Origin of the sequence: Salmonella sp. HY31, from assembly GCF_042604575.1 — a bacterium.
GTDB classification, from domain to species: Bacteria; Pseudomonadota; Gammaproteobacteria; order Enterobacterales; family Enterobacteriaceae; genus Salmonella; species Salmonella diarizonae.
In genome coordinates, this window is the sequence record NZ_CP170479.1 from 3,523,642 (window position 1) to 3,543,331 (window position 19,690).

The following is a 19,690-nucleotide window of genomic DNA, read 5'->3' on the forward strand; positions in this document are numbered from 1 at the left end:
AATTTTTGTCTGAATACTGTACGACACGCTCAAAATTCAGACAAAACAAAACGGCCCGCAGGCCGTTTTCACATAATTCTGTAGCAACATACTGGAAAAGCGGAGGTAGTTGCAAATCCGTTTTGCTACGCGATGCTTCCCGCGCCGCGACAAGGAGGCGACGCGAAGATAGTATCCTGCAATCCTTCCCACTCTTTAAGGGTATAAGTATGCAGTGCCAGCGCATGTACGGTTGTGGAGAGTTCCGCCGTTAACGTACCGTAAATCATCCGATGACGATTAAGAAAACGCTCGCCTGTAAAACGATCGCTCACCAGCACGACCTTAAAATGACTTTCCGATCCTGCTGGAACATTGTGACGATAGCTTTCATCCACAACTTCGAGAAACACGGGGTCGAACGCTGTCCTTAATTTTTCTTCTATTTGCTCACGTATCATCATGAAAATCTCCTCCGACAACGCTGTGATGTCACCCATCCCTTTAAATACTAGCCGCTTTTACCGTTTCCATTACAGCATGACAACAAAAATTTAGCTTTCGTCTGATTATTTCAACCAAACGTATGAAGTTTACTGACTTAATCATTCGCTTAGCGGTCAAAATCTCCGCTCGCGCCGTTATCAATAACAAATCGGACATTACGACGAATTTACCTGCGTTGACCACTTCCCCTCGCCGTTAGCGGTGTTATGATGGCGGGAATTTTTACCTATCACGTTTTAAGCGTCATTGAGAGCCTGAATATGTTAAAAAAACTTCTCTTTCCGTTAGTCGCTCTGTTTATGCTGGCAGGATGCGCCACGCCGCCGACGACCATCGACGTCGCGCCGAAGATCACCTTACCACAGCAGGACCCGAGCCTGATGGGCGTTACCGTTAGCATTAACGGCGCGGACCAACGCCAGGATCAGGCGTTAGCGAAGGTCACGCGTAACAACCAACTGGTAACGTTAACTGCCTCCCGCGATTTACGCTTCCTGTTACAAGAAGTACTGGAAAAACAGATGACGGCGCGGGGCTATATGATCGGGCCTAACGGCGCGGTTAATCTGCAGATTATTGTTAACCAACTGTATGCTGATGTTTCTCAGGGCAGCGTGCGCTACAACATCGCAACCAAAGCGGATATCGCGATTATTGCGACTGCGGCAAATGGCAACAAGATGACCAAAAACTATCGCGCCAGTTACTCTATTGAAGGGGCGTTCCAGGCCTCTAACCAGAATATTGCCGACGCGGTGAACAGCGTTCTGACTGATACCATTGCTGATATGTCTCAGGACACCAGCATTCACGATTTTATCAAGCAAAACGCCCGTTAATAGCAACAGCAAGGCCTGGCGGAAGCCGGGCCTGTAGATGCCTATGTCAAGTCAATATTTACGCATTTTCCAGCAACCGCGCTCAGCCATTCTGCTGATATTAGGTTTTGCCTCCGGTCTCCCGCTGGCGCTCACCTCCGGTACGCTACAGGCGTGGATGACCGTCGAGAATATCGATCTTAAAACGATTGGCTTCTTCTCGCTGGTCGGTCAGGCCTATGTGTTTAAGTTTCTCTGGTCCCCACTAATGGACCGCTACACGCCGCCTTTTTTAGGCCGTCGTCGCGGTTGGCTACTCGCCACACAACTGTTATTACTGGCGGCAATTGCGGCGATGGGCTTTCTTGAACCCGGCACGCAGCTACGCTGGATGGCGGCGCTGGCGGTGGTGATTGCTTTTTGCTCCGCCTCGCAGGATATCGTGTTCGACGCCTGGAAAACCGATGTTTTACCCGCAGAAGAACGCGGCGCCGGCGCGGCAATCAGCGTGCTTGGCTACCGGTTGGGGATGCTGGTTTCCGGCGGCCTGGCGCTGTGGCTGGCCGATCGCTGGCTCGGCTGGCAGGGCATGTACTGGCTGATGGCGGCATTGCTGATCCCCTGCATTATCGCCACCTTACTGGCGCCGGAACCGACCGATACCATCCCGGCCCCGAAATCGCTGGAACAGGCGGTCGTCGCGCCGCTACGCGATTTCTTTGGCCGCAATAACGCCTGGCTGATTTTACTGCTCATTGTGCTTTATAAATTGGGCGACGCCTTCGCCATGAGCCTGACCACCACCTTTTTGATTCGCGGCGTCGGGTTTGACGCAGGCGAAGTCGGCGTGGTCAATAAAACGCTGGGCCTGCTGGCGACGATCGTCGGCGCATTATACGGCGGCATGTTAATGCAGCGTCTTTCGCTGTTCCGCGCGCTGCTGATTTTCGGCATTTTACAAGGCGCGTCCAACGCCGGTTACTGGTTACTCTCCATTACCGATAAAAACATGTTCAGCATGGGCGCTGCGGTCTTTTTCGAAAATCTGTGCGGGGGGATGGGTACTGCCGCCTTTGTCGCCTTATTAATGACGCTATGTAATAAGTCGTTTTCCGCAACGCAGTTTGCCCTACTGTCAGCCCTCTCCGCGGTAGGCCGCGTTTACGTTGGTCCTGTGGCGGGCTGGTTCGTTGAAACGCACGGTTGGCCGACATTCTACCTCTTCTCGGTTGTCGCCGCCGTTCCCGGACTCGTGCTGTTGTTGGTCTGTCGGCAAACGCTGGAATATAGCTGGCAGAGCGAGCGTTTCATTCCCCGTACGGAATACCGTAGCGCCTACAACCTCGCGCTTTCAATCCTGCTTGCAGGCGTCGCTTTACTGGCAGTCTGGATACTCCTGCTGACCATGAATGCGGTGGATTACACTAACTTCTCATTCCTGCCCGGATTGCTTGAGACTGCGGTAGCGGTTGCCGTAGGCGGCATTGTCTTTGGCGGGTTGCTGGACTACCTGGCGCTACGAAAAACACGCCTGATCTAAAACATTATTAGCCGTTGTAATAACGACCCGGAATTATAACGGCTAAATAAACATCAATTGATAAAAATATATTTGTCTTTTTGTGCGCAACAGAATTTTGGAAATTATTGGTAATTTCTATGCTATCTATTTTCTTTACACGATTCAGCCCGTTGTATTTAAATTTCCACCGTTGATTGTCTTTTTATTGATAATAAGTTGTTAAGTAATTGTTTTATTTTTGCATTGGTTATACCAATTACCCCTCACCCCCCCCTCTTACAGACCTCATCCGTTATAACGCAAAGTTTCAACAGTGTCTTAAAGTTATTTCGACACACTTGGCAACATATGTGACACGCACGGCAGAACTTGGTAACACAGAACCAATCATGTTTACAGTAATGTAACCTTACCGTAAAATGCCCCTACACTTTAAACGCCACCAGGTCCCGTGGAATTGAGGTCGTTAAATGAGACTCAGGAAATACAATAAAAGTTTGGGATGGTTGTCATTAATTGCAGGCACTGCATTACTCAGTGGCTGTAATTCTGCGCTGCTGGATCCCAAAGGACAGATTGGACTGGAGCAACGTTCGCTGATACTGACGGCATTTGGCCTGATGTTGATCGTCGTTATTCCCGCCATCTTGATGGCTGTTGGTTTCGCCTGGAAGTATCGTGCGAGTAATAAAGATGCGAAGTATAGCCCGAACTGGTCACACTCCAATAAAGTGGAAGCTGTGGTCTGGACGGTGCCTATCTTAATCATCATTTTCCTTGCCGTACTGACCTGGAAAACCACGCACGCGCTTGAACCAAGCAAGCCGCTGGTGCATGACGAAAAACCGATCACCATCGAAGTGGTTTCCATGGACTGGAAATGGTTCTTCATCTATCCGGAGCAGGGTATCGCCACCGTCAACGAGATCGCCTTCCCGGCGAACACGCCGGTTTATTTCAAAGTGACCTCCAACTCCGTGATGAATTCCTTCTTTATCCCGCGTCTGGGTAGCCAGATTTATGCCATGGCCGGTATGCAAACGCGTTTGCATCTGATCGCCAACGAACCCGGAAGCTACGATGGCATTTCCGCCAGCTATAGCGGCCCGGGCTTCTCTGGTATGAAGTTTAAAGCTATCGCCACCAGAGACCGCGCAGAGTTCGACCAATGGGTCGCAAAAGCGAAGCAGTCTCCGAACACCATGAATGATATGGCGGCGTTCGAGAAAGTGGCTATGCCAAGCGAGTACAACAAGGTGGAATATTTCTCCAGCGTGAAACCGGATTTGTTCAAGGATGTTATTAACAAATTCATGGACCACGGTAAGAGTATGGACATGACCCAACCTGAAGGTGAGCACAGCTCGCATGAAGGGATGGAAGGCATGGACATGAGCCACGCGGAATCCGCCAACTCCAAGGGTTGAGGAAGATAAGATGTTCGGAAAATTATCACTGGATGCAGTACCGTTCCATGAACCCATCGTCATGGTAACGATCGCTGCAATTATCGTCGGGGGACTGGCGATACTGGCAGCGATTACTTACTTCGGTAAGTGGACCTACCTATGGAAAGAGTGGTTAACGTCGGTTGACCATAAACGCCTCGGCATCATGTATATCATCGTTGCGATTGTAATGCTGTTACGTGGTTTCGCCGATGCCATCATGATGCGTAGCCAGCAGGCGCTTGCCTCCGCAGGCGAAGCGGGTTTTCTACCGCCGCACCACTACGATCAGATCTTTACCGCTCACGGCGTAATCATGATCTTCTTCGTGGCAATGCCCTTCGTTATCGGTCTGATGAACCTGGTGGTTCCGCTGCAGATCGGCGCGCGCGACGTTGCTTTCCCTTTCCTGAACAACCTGAGCTTCTGGTTCACCGTTGTCGGCGTTATCCTGGTTAACCTCTCGCTGGGCGTGGGTGAATTCGCGCAGACGGGGTGGCTGGCTTATCCGCCGCTATCGGGAATAGAGTACAGTCCCAGCGTCGGGGTCGATTACTGGATATGGGCGTTGCAACTCTCGGGTATTGGTACGACGTTAACCGGTATCAACTTCTTCGTGACGATCCTGAAGATGCGTGCACCGGGTATGACAATGTTCAAGATGCCGGTCTTTACCTGGGCCTCTTTATGCGCCAACGTACTGATCATCGCCTCTTTCCCGATTCTGACGGTTACCGTCGCTTTGCTGACCCTGGATCGCTATCTGGGCACCCATTTCTTTACCAACGATATGGGCGGCAACATGATGATGTACATCAACCTGATTTGGGCCTGGGGCCATCCGGAAGTGTACATTCTGATTCTGCCGGTCTTCGGGGTATTCTCCGAAATCGCAGCGACCTTCTCGCGTAAACGTCTGTTCGGCTATACCTCGCTGGTTTGGGCGACCGTCTGTATTACCGTACTGTCGTTTATCGTTTGGCTGCACCACTTCTTCACGATGGGCGCGGGCGCGAACGTTAACGCCTTCTTCGGTATCACGACCATGATTATCGCCATCCCGACCGGGGTGAAGATCTTCAACTGGTTGTTCACCATGTATCAGGGCCGTATCGTCTTCCATTCCGCAATGCTGTGGACCATCGGCTTTATCGTGACCTTCTCGGTCGGCGGTATGACCGGCGTTCTGCTGGCGGTACCGGGCGCGGACTTCGTCCTGCACAACAGTCTGTTCCTGATTGCGCACTTCCATAACGTGATCATCGGCGGCGTGGTGTTTGGCTGCTTCGCGGGTATGACGTACTGGTGGCCGAAGGCGTTTGGCTTCAAACTGAACGAAACCTGGGGTAAACGCGCCTTCTGGTTCTGGATTATCGGTTTCTTTGTGGCCTTTATGCCGCTGTACGTACTGGGCTTCATGGGCATGACCCGTCGCCTGAGCCAGCAAATTGATCCGCAGTTCCATACGATGCTGATGGTTGCCGCCGCCGGCGCCGCGCTGATTGCGCTGGGTATCCTGTGCCAACTGATTCAGATCTTCGTTTCTATTCGCGACCGCGATCAGAACCGCGATCTGACCGGCGACCCATGGGGGGGGCGTACGCTGGAGTGGTCAACCTCTTCTCCGCCGCCGTTCTATAACTTTGCCGTTGTGCCGCACGTTCACGAACGTGACGCCTTCTGGGAAATGAAAGAAAAAGGCGAAGCGTACCAACAGCCTGGACAGTATGAAGAGATCCATATGCCGAAAAATAGCGGTGCCGGTATTGTTATCGCCGCCTTCGCGACGGTATTTGGCTTCGCCATGATCTGGCATATCTGGTGGCTGGCGATAGTGGGTTTCGCAGGCATGATCATCAGCTGGATTGTAAAAAGCTTTGATGAAGATGTGGACTACTACGTGCCGGTTCGCGACGTCGAAAAACTGGAAAACCAGCATTTCGATGAGATTACTAAGGCAGGGCTGAAAAATGGCAACTGATACTTTAACGCACGTGACTGCCCACGCGCACGAACACGGGCACCATGACGCAGGCCAGAACAAAATCTTCGGATTTTGGATCTACCTGATGAGCGACTGCATTCTGTTCTCTATTCTGTTCGCAACCTATGCCGTTCTGGTGAACGGCACCGCTGGTGGCCCGACAGGTAAGGACATTTTCGAACTGCCGTTCGTTCTGGTCGAAACCTTCCTGCTGTTGTTTAGCTCCATCACCTACGGCATGGCGGCGATCGCCATGCACAAGAACAACAAGAGCCAGGTTATCTCCTGGCTGGCGTTGACCTTCTTGTTTGGCGCCGGATTCATCGGGATGGAACTCTATGAATTCCATCACCTGATTGTTAACGGTATGGGCCCGGATCGCAGCGGCTTCTTGTCGGCCTTCTTCGCGCTGGTCGGTACTCACGGTCTGCACGTCACTTCCGGTCTTATCTGGATGGCGGTGCTGATGGTGCAAGTCGCCCGTCGCGGTCTGACCAGCACTAACCGTACCCGCATCATGTGCCTGAGCCTGTTCTGGCACTTCCTGGATGTGATTTGGATTTGCGTGTTCACTGTTGTTTATCTGATGGGGGCGATGTAATGAGTCATTCTACCGAGAGCGGCGGCGCATCCCACGGCAGCGTAAAAACGTACATGACCGGCTTCATTCTGTCGGTCATCCTGACGGTTATCCCATTCTGGATGGTAATGACTGGCGCTGCCTCTCCGGCCGTTATTCTGGGATCTATCCTGGCAATGGCAGTGGTACAGATTCTGGTGCATCTGGTGTGTTTCCTGCACATGAACACCAAATCTGATGAAGGCTGGAACATGACGGCCTTTATCTTTACCGTGCTGATCATCGCCATCCTGGTTGTTGGCTCCATCTGGATTATGTGGAACCTCAACTACAACATGATGATGCACTAAGAGCGGCGAGTATGATGTTTAAGCAATACCTGCAAGTAACGAAACCAGGCATCATCTTTGGCAACCTGATCTCAGTGATCGGGGGATTTCTGCTGGCCTCAAAGGGCAGCATTGACTACCCCCTGTTTATCTACACGTTGGTCGGGGTGTCACTGGTTGTGGCGTCGGGTTGTGTATTTAACAACTACATCGACAGGGATATCGACAGGAAGATGGAAAGGACCAAGAATCGGGTGCTGGTCAAAGGCCTGATTTCTCCTGGCGTCTCGCTGGTATACGCCACCCTGCTGGGTATTGCTGGCTTTATGCTGCTGTGGTTTGGCGCCAATCCTCTGGCCTGTTGGCTGGGGGTAATGGGCTTCGTGGTCTACGTTGGCGTGTACAGCTTGTACATGAAACGGCACTCCGTCTACGGAACGCTGATTGGTTCTCTCTCCGGCGCAGCGCCGCCGGTGATTGGCTACTGCGCCGTAACGGGCGACTTCGACAGCGGCGCGGCGATCCTGTTGGCAATTTTTAGCCTCTGGCAGATGCCGCACTCTTATGCCATCGCCATTTTCCGCTTTAAGGACTATCAGGCGGCCAATATTCCGGTTCTGCCGGTGGTAAAAGGGATCTCAGTCGCTAAAAACCACATCACGCTGTATATCATCGCGTTTGCGGTTGCTACGCTAATGCTGACCCTGGGCGGCTATGCCGGTTACAAATACCTGGTGGTCGCCGCGGCGGTCAGCGTCTGGTGGCTCGGCATGGCGCTGCGCGGTTACAAAGTGGAAGATGATAAAGTCTGGGCGCGCAAGCTGTTCGGCTTCTCTATCATTGCCATTACCGCGCTGAGCATCATGATGTCCGTTGATTTTATGGTGCCGAATTCACAGAATCTGCTGACTTACGTTTGGTAAGCTAATCGTCACACCTTCTATGCCGGATGGCGGCTGACGCCTTATCCGGCCTACAAAGCACGTTACTGTAGGCCGGATAAGAGACGTGAGTATCGCCATCCGGCATTTTTCGTTTAAAAATAAAACAATTTATAAATTTTATCTGCTTATCACTGTTAATTTTAGATGTGATAAAAATAAAATTAATTAGCTTATATACGCTGTTATATATAATTATCTCAAATGATTCCTGTATATCGATGAAATGAAGATAAAGTAATTCCACGGCAGAGTTACTCTCTCCGTTAATTAACAACCCATACAATTTCAATTTGATAAACAGGAGTCTCTTATGAGCGAGCAAGATGTCTATTTAATTAAAAACGAATCCGGTGCCGATAAATGCCCATCAGGCAAACTGGCACTTTATACCAATGTCGATTTTAACGGGGGGGAAATGGGTGACATCTTAATTATCTCACCGAATGTTGCTCTTACTAAACAAGACCTGGAAGGTTATGGTTTTATCGTGGGTGAACATGATGGTGTTTCTTCCGTTGTTAATAATATGGATCAAGACGCCACGCTGGTTTCCGGTTTGTACCTTGACGGAGCTACTTTGACCGTTTCGCCGGGGCTCCGCATATCCTCTCTTATTGATTTTCCTTTGGCGACAGGAAACTGGAACGATGAGGTGAACTCCGTTGTTTCCGCAGGCACCCGCAACGTTGATTTAAGCATGAGTATCGAAAGTGAAATTGTTCTGGAGGAGGGAGAAGAATATTCTGCACTACTGCAAATCCATAACAATACCAGTGAAGCTGTGGAAGGGGTGACTGTCTCAGCATCTTCCAGTAACTCCGCCGTTTTTTCTGCCGAATTTTATTCACAAACTCTGAATATTCCGGGCAATGAAACGGTCAATGTACGTATTCCTGTAGAGGGTAAAGGTCAGGGAAAAGCAACGCTAACCTGCCAGCTTACAATGCCTTTGGGTATTATTAACAGTGGCAACAATATGACACAAACCACTGTTACCGTAAGCGAAACTCGCGCATTACAAGTGACTCAATCCTTCGCCGGGGATTGGGCCGATACCTGGCCCAGCACAAATTATATTTATAGTTATAAACTTATTCTCAGCTCTGCTGATACTGAAGTTGATAAATGGGAGCTGTCTTTCTTATTGCCTGAGGGGACTGAAGTATCCCCTGAATGGTTAGAAACTGAAAGCAGTTGGGTTCAGTTAAATACCGAAAAATCAGTCAATGGCAACGTCTATCTGGATAGTGAACCAGGCCACGTTATCGCTCCAGAGAAAGATATTGAACTGGATATTCAAATTATCTATCCAAACCAATCTACTGATTATCAGACGCTGAAAAATCTGCGACTGATGCAGAAAGGTTAATCATCTGCTTACTCGTCAATACAGGCACTTTCACCTTTTCGGGTGAAAGTGCCTAAACAAAGTTAAGATATATGTTGAAGTGAATATTTGCTTATATTCGCAGTAAATCGTCCCACCTTTTATGCCGGATGGCGGCTTACGCTTATCCGGCCTACAGGTAACGTGCTTTTGTAGGCCGGATAAGATACGTGAGTATCGCCATCCGGCATTTTCGTCTTCCTTCGCCTCCCCTCACCACCACAACATTTGTTAATAAAGCGCATATTTACCCAACCAACGTAGCGCTTTACACTAGGTACGAATTTTATACAGAGGTGGGAATGAACGATTACAAAATGACGCCTGGGGAGTTGCGCGCCACCTGGGGTTTAGGGACCGTCTTTTCGTTGCGTATGCTGGGCATGTTTATGGTCCTGCCGGTTCTGACCACATACGGCATGGCGCTACAGGGCGCCAGCGAAGCATTAATCGGTATTGCGATCGGCATTTACGGTCTGGCGCAGGCTATCTTTCAAATTCCCTTTGGACTGCTTTCCGACCGCATTGGCCGTAAGCCGCTAATTGTCGGCGGACTGGCTGTATTTGTCGCGGGTAGCGTCATTGCCGCTCTCTCCCACTCAATCTGGGGCATTATTCTGGGGCGCGCACTACAGGGGTCCGGCGCTATTGCCGCCGCCGTCATGGCACTACTGTCTGACCTCACCCGCGAGCAAAACCGCACCAAAGCGATGGCGTTTATCGGCGTCAGCTTTGGTATCACTTTCGCGATTGCGATGGTATTAGGGCCGATCGTTACCCATAGTCTGGGATTGAACGCGCTGTTCTGGATGATCGCCACCCTCGCCACCCTGGGCATTATTCTGACGATCTGGGTAGTTCCCAACAGTACCAACCATGTGCTGAATCGAGAGTCCGGGATGGTCAAAGGCAGCTTCAGTAAAGTGCTGGCGGAACCGAGGCTGCTCAAACTCAATCTCGGCATCATGTGTCTGCATATTTTATTAATGTCCACCTTTGTCGCCCTGCCCGGTCAACTTGCCGATGCCGGTTTCCCTGCCGCCGAACACTGGAAGGTGTATCTGGCGACCATGGTGATCGCCTTTGCCGCCGTCGTGCCCTTCATCATCTACGCTGAAGTCAAACGGCGGATGAAACAGGTATTCCTGTTCTGCGTGGGGCTCATTATCGTCGCAGAAATCGTGTTGTGGGGAGCGGGCCAGCATTTCTGGGAGCTGGTAATTGGCGTACAACTCTTTTTCCTCGCCTTTAATTTGATGGAGGCGCTGCTACCTTCTCTTATTAGCAAAGAGTCGCCCGCAGGGTATAAAGGAACGGCGATGGGCGTCTATTCTACCAGTCAGTTTCTTGGCGTGGCGCTTGGAGGCTCGCTGGGCGGCTGGATAGACGGCACGTTTGATGGGCAAACCGTCTTCCTTGCCGGGGCCGTACTGGCGATGGTATGGCTGGCGGTGGCAAGTACCATGAAAGAACCGCCCTATGTCAGCAGCCTGCGCGTGGAAATTCCAGCGGATATCGTTGCTGACGACAGGCTAAAACAGCGACTGTTGGCAATGAAAGGCGTAAGCGAAGCGCTGATCGTGGCGGAAGAGCATTCCGCTTACGTCAAAATCGACAGTAAAGTGACCAATCGCTTTGAAGTTGAACAGCTTATCAGCAAAGGATGAATGCAGAATTGCCGGATGGCGGTGAGGCCTTATCCGGCATAACAACTTAATCGCGGAAGTTTTTGAACTGGAACGGCTGGCCTAAATCACCGCCGCGTACCAGCGCCATTACCGATTGCAGATCGTCACGTGATTTGCCCGTCACGCGAATCTCTTCCCCCTGAATTTGCGCCTGCACCTTCAGTTTGCTGTCTTTAATCAGCTTGACGATTTTCTTCTGCACGGCGCTTTCAATGCCCTGCTTGAGCTTCGCTTCCACATACCAGGTTTTACCACTGTGCACGAACTCATCCGGTACATCCAGCGAAGCGCCTTCAATGCCGCGTTTAAGCAGCTTGGCGCGCAGAATGTCGAGCAACTGATTGACCTGGAAATCGGACTCGCTCAGCACCTTGATGGTTTTATTGGCATCGTTCAGTTCAATGCTCGCCTCTACGCCACGAAAGTCAAAACGAGACTCAACCTCGCGGACCGCGTTATCCACGCCGTTACGCGCTTCCTGCAGATCAACCTCAGAAACAATATCGAAAGATGGCATCTTTTCTTCTCCCTTCATTTTCGTTGCGTTGCATAATACCTGCAACGAGGCTTAACGAGAAGCTTAGCTGATGACGCTATAATTAGCGCCATAACACCTGGCGCTGTTGCAGGTGAGGAGGAACAATGAAAATTACTGTACTGGGATGCGGAGCCTTAGGACAACTTTGGCTTTCGGCGCTGTGCAAACACGGACATGACGTACAGGGCTGGCTACGGGTGCCACAACCTTATTGCAGCGTAAATCTGATCGACACCGATGGTTCTTTTTTCAACGAATCACTGACGGCAAACGATCCGGATTTTTTGGCGAAGAGCGAACTCTTGTTAGTCACGCTGAAAGCGTGGCAGGTTTCCGACGCAGTACGAACCCTGGCGTCAACCCTACCGGTGACGTCGCCGATCCTGCTCATTCATAATGGAATGGGAACCATAGAAGAACTACAAAATATCCAGCAGCCGATGTTGATGGGGACTATTACTCACGCTGCGCGCCGCGACGGTAATATCATTATTCATGTCGCCAACGGTACTACGCATATTGGCCCGGCGCGCGAGCAAGACGGCGATTACAGTTATCTCGCCGATATCCTGCAGGGGGTACTGCCCGATGTCGCCTGGCATAACAATATCCGCGCAGAGATGTGGCGCAAACTGGCAGTCAACTGTGTTATCAACCCGCTCACCGCGCTTTGGAACTGCCCGAACGGCGAGCTGCGCCATCATCCTGATGAAATCAACGCGATTTGCGAAGAGGTCGCTGCGGTGATTGAACGTGAAGGCTACCACACATCGGCAGACGATTTACGCTATTATGTTGAGCAAGTGATTGACAGTACGGCAGAAAACATCTCATCCATGTTGCAGGACGTGCGCGCCATGCGCCATACCGAAATTGACTACATCACCGGTTATTTACTCAAGCGCGCCCGCGTGCATGGTCTCGCCGTTCCGGAAAATAGCCGCCTGTTTGAAATGGTAAAGCGAAAGGAGAGTGAGTATGAGCGCTCAGGCACTGGTATGCCTCGCCCCTGGTAGTGAAGAGACCGAAGCGGTCACCACTATCGATCTGCTGGTTCGTGGCGGAATCCACGTCACCACCGCCAGCGTCGCCAGCGATGGCAACCTGACTATTGTCTGCTCGCGCGGCGTGAAGTTGCTGGCGGATGCGCCGTTGGTTGAAGTTGCCGACGGCGATTATGACATCATCGTGTTGCCCGGCGGTCTTAAGGGTGCCGAGTGCTTTCGCGACAGCCCGCTGCTGGTCGAAACCGTAAAACAGTTTCACCGCTCCGGGCGCATTGTCGCAGCCATTTGCGCCGCAGCCGCTACGGTGCTCGTGCCGCATAATATCTTCTCTATCGGCAATATGACCGGTTTTCCGGCACTGAAGGATAATATCCCCGCCGAACAGTGGCAGGATAAGCGTGTGGTGTGGGATGCGCGGGTAAAATTATTAACCAGCCAGGGACCGGGTACCACTATCGATTTTGGCTTGAAAATCATCGACCTATTGGTCGGTCGTGAAAAAGCGCATGAAGTGGCTTCGCAACTGGTGATGGCTGCGGGGATTTATAACTACTACGAATAAATGCATTGCCGGATGGCGGCGCTGACGCGCCTTATCCGGCCTGCAACATGCTTGGTTCTGTAGGCCCGGTAAGCGTAGCGCCACCGGGCGAGCTCTATCCGGTCTCCGTGCTAATTAGAACCACGGCGCTCCGCTCATCACATTGCTATAAAACAGCATTCTTCCCGCCAGCTCACTGGTCACAACGAAAGCGCCTCACACTCAACTATGCGTACCGTAGCGCAAACGCGAATCATCCTATACCGCCACACAGAGGCTGGCGCATAATTGCCACCAGAGTAACGGGATTGTCGCGTCGGCACCCGGAACATGATATCGATTTTCTTCCCAATACGCCGGTTCCGCTCCATGCCAGCGGTGCAGGACAAGTGTTGATGAGTTTTACCGATGTTGAGGCGCAAGACGAAGCACGAGCAGAGCCGATTAACCAGGCGAGAATGGAGGGTTATGCGGTTCGCTACCCTCCAACGCAAGGGATCTCTGGCGCGCAGTTTATTGCCTGCCCGCTTCTGGATAATAAAGAGAAGTTAATTGCGATTGCGGTGACAATGGGATTTTTTAGCGCAGAAGCCATTCCACACATCGCCAGCCAGTTACTACACGCGCTCGCCCCGCTACATTAACGGAATGCGCTTTGCCCCGGCACGCACTGGTCCGGGACAAACGGCCATTACGGGCGATACACCTTCACATTCGCAAACCCCTGCTCGCGCAGATAGAGCGCCTGTAGCCGGCTCATTACGCCGCGTTCGCACCACAGCAGCCAGGTTTTGCTCTGGTCGAGGTCGCCGAATTTAGTGCTCAGCTTGTAGAACGGCAGAGAAACGACGTCTACGCCTTCCACTTTCAGCGGCTTATCATCCTGCTCATCGACAGAACGGATATCCAGAATCACATCGTTGGCGCCAAAACCGCTAACGGTTTCTACTTCCACCACCTCCTGCTGGGTCTGCTGGGCGATGTCACGGATATCGACGTTGTTCGCTTCTTCTACCACCTTATCGAGAATACTGAAGTCGAAATTTTCTTCTTCGGCTTCAATTTTCGCTTTAATGGCTTTCACCGTCGGACTTTTTGAAATCACGCCACAGTATTCCGGCATGGTGCGGGCAAAATCTTCGGTGCCGATCTGACGGGCGAGATTAATAATATGCTCTTTATCGTAAGAGATCAGCGGACGCAGGATCAGCGTGTCAGACACGTTATCGATCAAGCGCAAGTTGGTTAGCGTCTGGCTGGACACCTGGCCCAGCGCTTCGCCGGTCACCAGCGCCTGTACGCCGTAACGTTCCGCCACTTTCGACGCCGCGCGCACCATCATGCGCTTGAGTACGACGCCCATCTGACCGTCATCGACTTTCTCCAGAATCTCGCCGACTACCGGCTCGAAGTTAATCGCCACAAAACGCACGCGATGTGAGCTGCCAAAGCGGTTCCACAGGTAATGCGCCACCTGGCGAACGCCGATTTCATGCGCCGCGCCGCCAAGGTTAAAGAAGCAGTAGTGTACACGGCAGCCGCGACGCATCAGCATATAGCTGGAGACGCCGGAGTCAAAACCGCCAGAGATCAGCGACAGCACATCTTCCTGGGTGCCAATCGGGAAACCGCCAATACTTTCATAACGCCCTTTGATCAGTAGCAGGCGGTCATCTTCCACTTCCAGATGCACTGTCACATCCGGGTTAGTGAGCTTCACGCGCGCCGATTCAATATGCTGATTTAATCCGCCGCCCACATAGCGCTCCACCTCAATGGAACTAAACTCATGTTTGCCGCGACGTTTTACGCGCACGCAGAAGGTTTTGCCTTCAAGCTGCTCGCGATACTGCGCCAACGCTTTCTCGAAAATATCGTGCATATCAGTGAACGGCACATCTTCGACTTCAAGAATATGGTGAATCCCCGGAATGCGGGTCAGCGCGTCACGAATCGCCAGACGCTGGTTTTCATCTTTGGCACGAACTTCAATGTTATCCCAGTGACGGACAACTGCGAGGGTCTCATCATAGTGCTTTAAAACGTTACGGATGTTCCCGGTTAAAATTTTTATAAAGCGCAAACGCACAGATTGGCTTTTGATAGTGATTTCCGGGAACAATTTAATGATAAACTTCATGGCGGCAATGGTTCTTTAGCAAGCTATCTAAGGCTTGTCGTGGAGAAATAGTACAGCAGCCCATACCTACGGCTGCATCCAGGCGCGGAAGTATATCACTATCACGGACATCTTGCGCATTTCCCCTTACCATTGCGCGTTATTTGCTTATCAGTGTGAGTCCGTTACCATAGACTTGTGCTGCCATTACAGAGAGTCAAACAGTCATTATGCCGAAGAAAAATGAGGCGCCCGCCAGCTTTGAAACTGCGCTGAGCGAGCTGGAACATATCGTTACCCGCCTGGAAAGCGGCGATTTGCCGCTGGAAGACGCGCTGAATGAATTTGAGCGCGGCGTACAACTGGCGCGTCAGGGGCAGGCAAAACTGCAGCAAGCGGAACAGCGCGTGCAAATTTTGCTGTCTGATAATGAAGGGGCTTCACCTGAGCCTTTTATCGCGGATAATGAGTAAATGGACTTTACGCAGCAGCTACAGGCTTGCGTAGCGCAAGCGAATCAGGCGCTGAGCCGTTTTATCGCGCCACTGCCCTTTCAGAACACTCCCGTGGTCGAAGCTATGCAGTATGGCGCATTATTAGGCGGTAAGCGCCTGCGGCCGTTTCTGGTTTACGCCACCGGTCAAATGTTTGGCGTCAGTACGGCAACGCTGGATGCGCCAGCCGCAGCGGTCGAATGCATCCATGCATATTCGTTGATCCATGATGACTTGCCGGCAATGGACGATGACGATTTGCGCCGCGGCCTGCCGACTTGCCATATTAAATTTGGCGAAGCCAACGCCATCCTGGCGGGAGATGCGCTGCAAACTCTGGCCTTTGCCATTATCAGTGACGCGCCGATGCCGGAAGTCGCCGATCGCGATCGTATCGCGATGATCGCCGAACTGGCTAACGCCAGCGGTATCGCCGGAATGTGCGGCGGTCAGGCATTGGATCTGGCGGCAGAAGGCCAACAGATAACTCTGGACGCGCTGGAACGCATTCATCGCCATAAGACTGGCGCGCTCATTCGCGCCGCCGTTAGACTTGGCGCGTTGAGTGCGGGCGATAAAGGACGGAATACTCTGCCGATACTTGACCGCTACGCAGAGAGTATCGGCCTTGCCTTCCAGGTTCAGGATGACATTCTGGATGTGGTGGGCGATACTGCAACGTTAGGTAAACGTCAGGGCGCAGACCAGCAGCTTGGCAAAAGTACCTATCCTGCACTTCTGGGTCTTGAGCAAGCCCGGAATAAAGCCCGGGACCTGATAGAGGACGCCCGTCAGTCGTTAAATCAACTGGCCGCACAATCACTGGACACCTCGGCACTGGAAGCGCTAGCGAATTACATAATCCAGCGTGATAAATAAACCCCATATCCAATGAGCTTGCGATGAGTTTTGATATAGCCAAATACCCTACCCTGGCATTGGTCGACTCCACCCAGGAGTTACGACTGTTACCGAAAGAGAGTCTGCCGAAACTCTGCGACGAGCTACGCCGCTACTTACTCGACAGCGTAAGCCGTTCCAGTGGGCACTTCGCTTCCGGGCTGGGCACGGTAGAACTTACCGTGGCGCTGCATTATGTCTACAACACCCCGTTTGACCAGTTGATCTGGGATGTTGGTCACCAGGCTTATCCGCATAAAATCCTTACCGGCCGTCGCGACAAAATCGGCACCATTCGCCAGAAAGGCGGTCTGCACCCGTTCCCGTGGCGCGCCGAAAGCGAATACGACGTACTGAGCGTTGGGCATTCCTCCACCTCCATCAGCGCCGGTATCGGTATTGCCGTGGCGGCGGAGAAAGAAGGCAAAGATCGCCGCACCGTCTGCGTGATTGGCGACGGCGCAATCACTGCCGGTATGGCGTTTGAAGCGATGAATCATGCAGGCGATATCCGGCCCGACATGCTGGTCATTCTGAACGACAATGAAATGTCGATTTCGGAAAACGTCGGCGCACTCAACAACCATCTGGCGCAGCTACTTTCCGGTAAGCTTTACTCTTCCCTGCGCGAAGGCGGAAAAAAGGTCTTCTCGGGCGTACCGCCGATCAAAGAACTGCTCAAGCGTACCGAAGAACATATTAAAGGTATGGTTGTGCCGGGAACATTGTTCGAAGAACTCGGCTTTAACTACATCGGGCCGGTCGATGGTCACGATGTAATGGGGCTTATCAGCACGCTGAAGAATATGCGCGACCTGAAAGGCCCGCAATTCCTGCATATCATGACCAAAAAAGGCCGCGGCTATGAGCCCGCGGAAAAAGATCCGATCACTTTCCATGCGGTGCCTAAATTTGATCCTTCCAGCGGATGTTTGCCGAAAAGTAGCGGCGGTCTGCCAGGTTATTCAAAAATCTTCGGTGACTGGCTGTGTGAAACTGCCGCCAAAGACAGCAAGCTGATGGCGATCACCCCGGCAATGCGCGAAGGCTCCGGCATGGTGGAATTTTCACGTAAATTCCCGGATCGCTATTTTGACGTCGCCATCGCCGAGCAGCATGCCGTCACCTTCGCCGCAGGTCTGGCGATTGGCGGCTATAAGCCCGTCGTGGCGATCTACTCTACTTTCCTGCAACGCGCCTACGACCAGGTCATCCATGACGTCGCTATCCAGAAACTGCCGGTTATGTTCGCCATCGATCGCGCCGGTATCGTTGGCGCGGATGGACAAACGCACCAGGGCGCGTTCGATCTCTCCTATCTGCGCTGCATCCCGGATATGGTGATCATGACGCCAAGCGACGAGAACGAATGTCGCCAGATGTTATTTACCGGGTATCACTATAACGACGGCCCGACGGCAGTACGTTATCCACGCGGTAATGCACAGGGCGTGGCGCTAACCCCGCTGGAAAAACTGCCTATTGGTAAAGGCCTTGTGAAGCGTCTTGGCGAAAAACTGGCGATTCTGAACTTTGGCACCTTAATGCCTGAGGCGGCGAAAGTCGCCGAAGCGCTGAACGCCACGCTGGTCGACATGCGCTTTGTTAAACCGCTGGACGACACGTTAATTCTGGAGATGGCCGCGCAGCATGAAGCGCTGGTGACGCTGGAAGAAAACGCTATTATGGGCGGCGCTGGCAGCGGCGTAAACGAAGTGCTAATGGCCCATCGTAAACCTGTACCTGTGCTGAATATCGGCCTTCCGGATTTCTTTATCCCGCAAGGAACGCAGGAAGAAGCCCGCGCGGAACTGGGGCTCGACGCCGCAGGCATTGAAGCCAAAATCAAGGCCTGGCTGGCATAATCCCCTCTTCGCTCCTGCTATGCTTAAAGAGTGACGGGTATAACAGGAGCGGAGTAATGCAATACAACACCTTAGGAAATACGGATCTTCAGGTTTCCCGCCTTTGTCTGGGCTGTATGACATTCGGCGAGCCGAGTCGCGGCAATCACGCCTGGACGCTTCCCGAAGAGAGCAGCCGTCCCATCATCAAGCGCGCCCTTGAGGGCGGCATTAACTTTTTTGATACCGCTAACAGCTACTCCGACGGCAGCAGCGAAGAGATTGTCGGTCGCGCGTTGCGTGATTTTGCCCGGCGCGACGAGGTGGTGGTGGCGACGAAAGTCTTTCATCGCGTTGGCGATCTGCCGGAAGGTTTGTCCCGCGCGCAAATCCTGCGCTCCATTGACGATAGCCTCGCCCGTCTGGGAATGGAATATGTCGATATCCTGCAAATCCACCGCTGGGATTACACCACGCCGATAGAAGAAACGCTGAACGCGCTAAATGAAGTGGTGAAGGCGGGTAAAGCCCGCTATATCGGCGCCTCCTCAATGCACGCCTCACAATTTGCCCAGGCGCTGGCGCTACAAAAACAACACGGCTGGGCGCCGTTTGTCACCATGCAGGATCACTATAACCTGATCTACCGCGAGGAAGAGCGTGAGATGCTGCCGCTATGCTGGCAGGAAGGCGTCGCCGTGATTCCGTGGAGTCCACTGGCGCGCGGGCGCTTAACTCGCCCCTGGGGAGAAACCACGGCCCGGCTGGTCTCGGATGACGTGGGCAAAAATTTATACGATGAAAGCGATAAAAATGATGCGCAGATAGCGGAACGGCTGGCTGGCGTCAGCGAGGCGCTTGGCGCAACGCGAGCGCAGGTCGCGCTGGCCTGGCTGCTCAGCAAACGAGGCGTCGCCGCGCCGATTATCGGCGCTTCGCGTGAAGAGCAGTTAGATGAATTGCTGAATGCCGTTGATTTAACGCTCAAACCGGAGCAGATTGCCGAGCTCGAAACACCGTACAAACAACATCCGGTGGTCGGATTTAAATAAAAGTGGTAT

The 19,690-nt window shown here is 52.3% G+C and carries 19 protein-coding genes; 16 read left to right on the forward strand and 3 right to left on the reverse strand.

What is annotated here, in order from left to right:
* Positions 1–125 precede the first annotated feature (125 nt).
* On the reverse strand, positions 126–443 hold the full coding sequence (gene bolA / locus ACE15A_RS16750; RefSeq protein ID WP_000973433.1) for a transcriptional regulator BolA: 318 nt from the start codon (positions 441–443) through the stop codon (positions 126–128).
* Positions 444–746: 303 nt separating this feature from the next.
* Here bolA and ACE15A_RS16755 point away from each other — a divergent pair, with 303 nt between their 5' ends.
* From ACE15A_RS16755 to ACE15A_RS16795, 9 genes are all read left to right on the forward strand, one after another.
* Positions 747–1,325 (forward strand): lipoprotein, encoded by a 579-nt coding sequence (locus ACE15A_RS16755; RefSeq protein ID WP_023182804.1) that lies wholly within the window; start codon positions 747–749, stop codon positions 1,323–1,325.
* Between the two features lie 43 nt (positions 1,326–1,368).
* Positions 1,369–2,844, forward strand: coding sequence for a muropeptide MFS transporter AmpG (gene ampG, locus ACE15A_RS16760; protein ID WP_053508554.1), 1,476 nt, complete (start codon positions 1,369–1,371; stop codon positions 2,842–2,844).
* Positions 2,845–3,296: 452 nt separating this feature from the next.
* Entirely contained in the window at positions 3,297–4,253 is a 957-nt protein-coding gene (cyoA, locus tag ACE15A_RS16765) for a cytochrome o ubiquinol oxidase subunit II (RefSeq protein ID WP_023246683.1), read from the forward strand.
* A gap of 10 nt (positions 4,254–4,263) precedes the next feature.
* The gene (gene cyoB, locus ACE15A_RS16770) at positions 4,264–6,255 is read left to right on the forward strand and encodes a cytochrome o ubiquinol oxidase subunit I (RefSeq protein WP_000467156.1); all 1,992 of its coding nucleotides are present in this window, start codon (positions 4,264–4,266) and stop codon (positions 6,253–6,255) included.
* Positions 6,245–6,859 (forward strand): cytochrome o ubiquinol oxidase subunit III, encoded by a 615-nt coding sequence (locus tag ACE15A_RS16775; protein ID WP_064055903.1) that lies wholly within the window; start codon positions 6,245–6,247, stop codon positions 6,857–6,859. Before cyoB ends, ACE15A_RS16775 begins: the two co-directional genes overlap by 11 nt.
* Entirely contained in the window at positions 6,859–7,188 is a 330-nt protein-coding gene (locus ACE15A_RS16780; RefSeq protein ID WP_000019878.1) for a cytochrome o ubiquinol oxidase subunit IV, read from the forward strand. The genes ACE15A_RS16775 and ACE15A_RS16780 overlap by 1 nt, the downstream gene beginning before the upstream one ends.
* A gap of 11 nt (positions 7,189–7,199) precedes the next feature.
* The gene (gene cyoE / locus ACE15A_RS16785; protein WP_000971352.1) at positions 7,200–8,090 is read left to right on the forward strand and encodes a heme o synthase; all 891 of its coding nucleotides are present in this window, start codon (positions 7,200–7,202) and stop codon (positions 8,088–8,090) included.
* A gap of 331 nt (positions 8,091–8,421) precedes the next feature.
* A complete protein-coding gene (locus ACE15A_RS16790; RefSeq protein WP_053508559.1) occupies positions 8,422–9,480 on the forward strand; it encodes a peptidase inhibitor family I36 protein in 1,059 nt (352 codons plus the stop codon).
* Between the two features lie 320 nt (positions 9,481–9,800).
* A complete protein-coding gene (locus ACE15A_RS16795; protein ID WP_053508561.1) occupies positions 9,801–11,165 on the forward strand; it encodes an MFS transporter in 1,365 nt (454 codons plus the stop codon).
* Between the two features lie 46 nt (positions 11,166–11,211).
* Here the strand turns inward: ACE15A_RS16795 and ACE15A_RS16800 are convergent, their stop codons facing one another.
* Positions 11,212–11,703 carry a YajQ family cyclic di-GMP-binding protein gene (locus tag ACE15A_RS16800; protein WP_023246164.1) on the reverse strand — a complete coding sequence of 164 codons (492 nt, stop codon included), beginning with the start codon at positions 11,701–11,703 and terminating at the stop codon, positions 11,212–11,214.
* A 125-nt stretch (positions 11,704–11,828) separates the two neighbouring features.
* Here ACE15A_RS16800 and panE point away from each other — a divergent pair, with 125 nt between their 5' ends.
* The 3 genes from panE to ACE15A_RS16815 all read left to right on the forward strand — a co-directional run bounded on the left by panE (position 11,829) and on the right by ACE15A_RS16815 (position 13,916).
* The gene (gene panE, locus ACE15A_RS16805; RefSeq protein ID WP_000705814.1) at positions 11,829–12,740 is read left to right on the forward strand and encodes a 2-dehydropantoate 2-reductase; all 912 of its coding nucleotides are present in this window, start codon (positions 11,829–11,831) and stop codon (positions 12,738–12,740) included.
* Positions 12,703–13,293, forward strand: a complete 591-nt coding sequence (gene yajL / locus ACE15A_RS16810; protein ID WP_053508563.1) for a protein deglycase YajL — start codon at positions 12,703–12,705, stop codon at positions 13,291–13,293. The genes panE and yajL overlap by 38 nt, the downstream gene beginning before the upstream one ends.
* Positions 13,294–13,580: 287 nt before the next feature.
* Positions 13,581–13,916, forward strand: coding sequence for a hypothetical protein (locus tag ACE15A_RS16815; RefSeq protein WP_223232419.1), 336 nt, complete (start codon positions 13,581–13,583; stop codon positions 13,914–13,916).
* A 47-nt stretch (positions 13,917–13,963) separates the two neighbouring features.
* Here ACE15A_RS16815 and thiI read toward each other — a convergent pair whose 3' ends face one another.
* The gene (thiI, locus tag ACE15A_RS16820) at positions 13,964–15,412 is read right to left on the reverse strand and encodes a tRNA uracil 4-sulfurtransferase ThiI (protein WP_129382465.1); all 1,449 of its coding nucleotides are present in this window, start codon (positions 15,410–15,412) and stop codon (positions 13,964–13,966) included.
* 209 nt (positions 15,413–15,621) lie between these two features.
* Between thiI and xseB the strand changes: the two genes are divergently transcribed.
* The 4 genes from xseB to ACE15A_RS16840 are packed head-to-tail and all read left to right on the forward strand — an operon-like array spanning position 15,622 to position 19,681.
* Complete coding sequence (gene xseB, locus ACE15A_RS16825; protein ID WP_023246159.1) at positions 15,622–15,864, forward strand: exodeoxyribonuclease VII small subunit; 243 nt, start codon at positions 15,622–15,624, stop codon at positions 15,862–15,864.
* A complete protein-coding gene (gene ispA / locus ACE15A_RS16830) occupies positions 15,865–16,764 on the forward strand; it encodes a (2E,6E)-farnesyl diphosphate synthase (RefSeq protein WP_023246158.1) in 900 nt (299 codons plus the stop codon).
* A gap of 23 nt (positions 16,765–16,787) precedes the next feature.
* Complete coding sequence (gene dxs / locus ACE15A_RS16835) at positions 16,788–18,650, forward strand: 1-deoxy-D-xylulose-5-phosphate synthase (protein ID WP_023246157.1); 1,863 nt, start codon at positions 16,788–16,790, stop codon at positions 18,648–18,650.
* 56 nt (positions 18,651–18,706) lie between these two features.
* A complete protein-coding gene (locus ACE15A_RS16840; protein ID WP_023246156.1) occupies positions 18,707–19,681 on the forward strand; it encodes an aldo/keto reductase in 975 nt (324 codons plus the stop codon).
* The last annotated feature ends 9 nt before the right edge of the window (positions 19,682–19,690 follow it).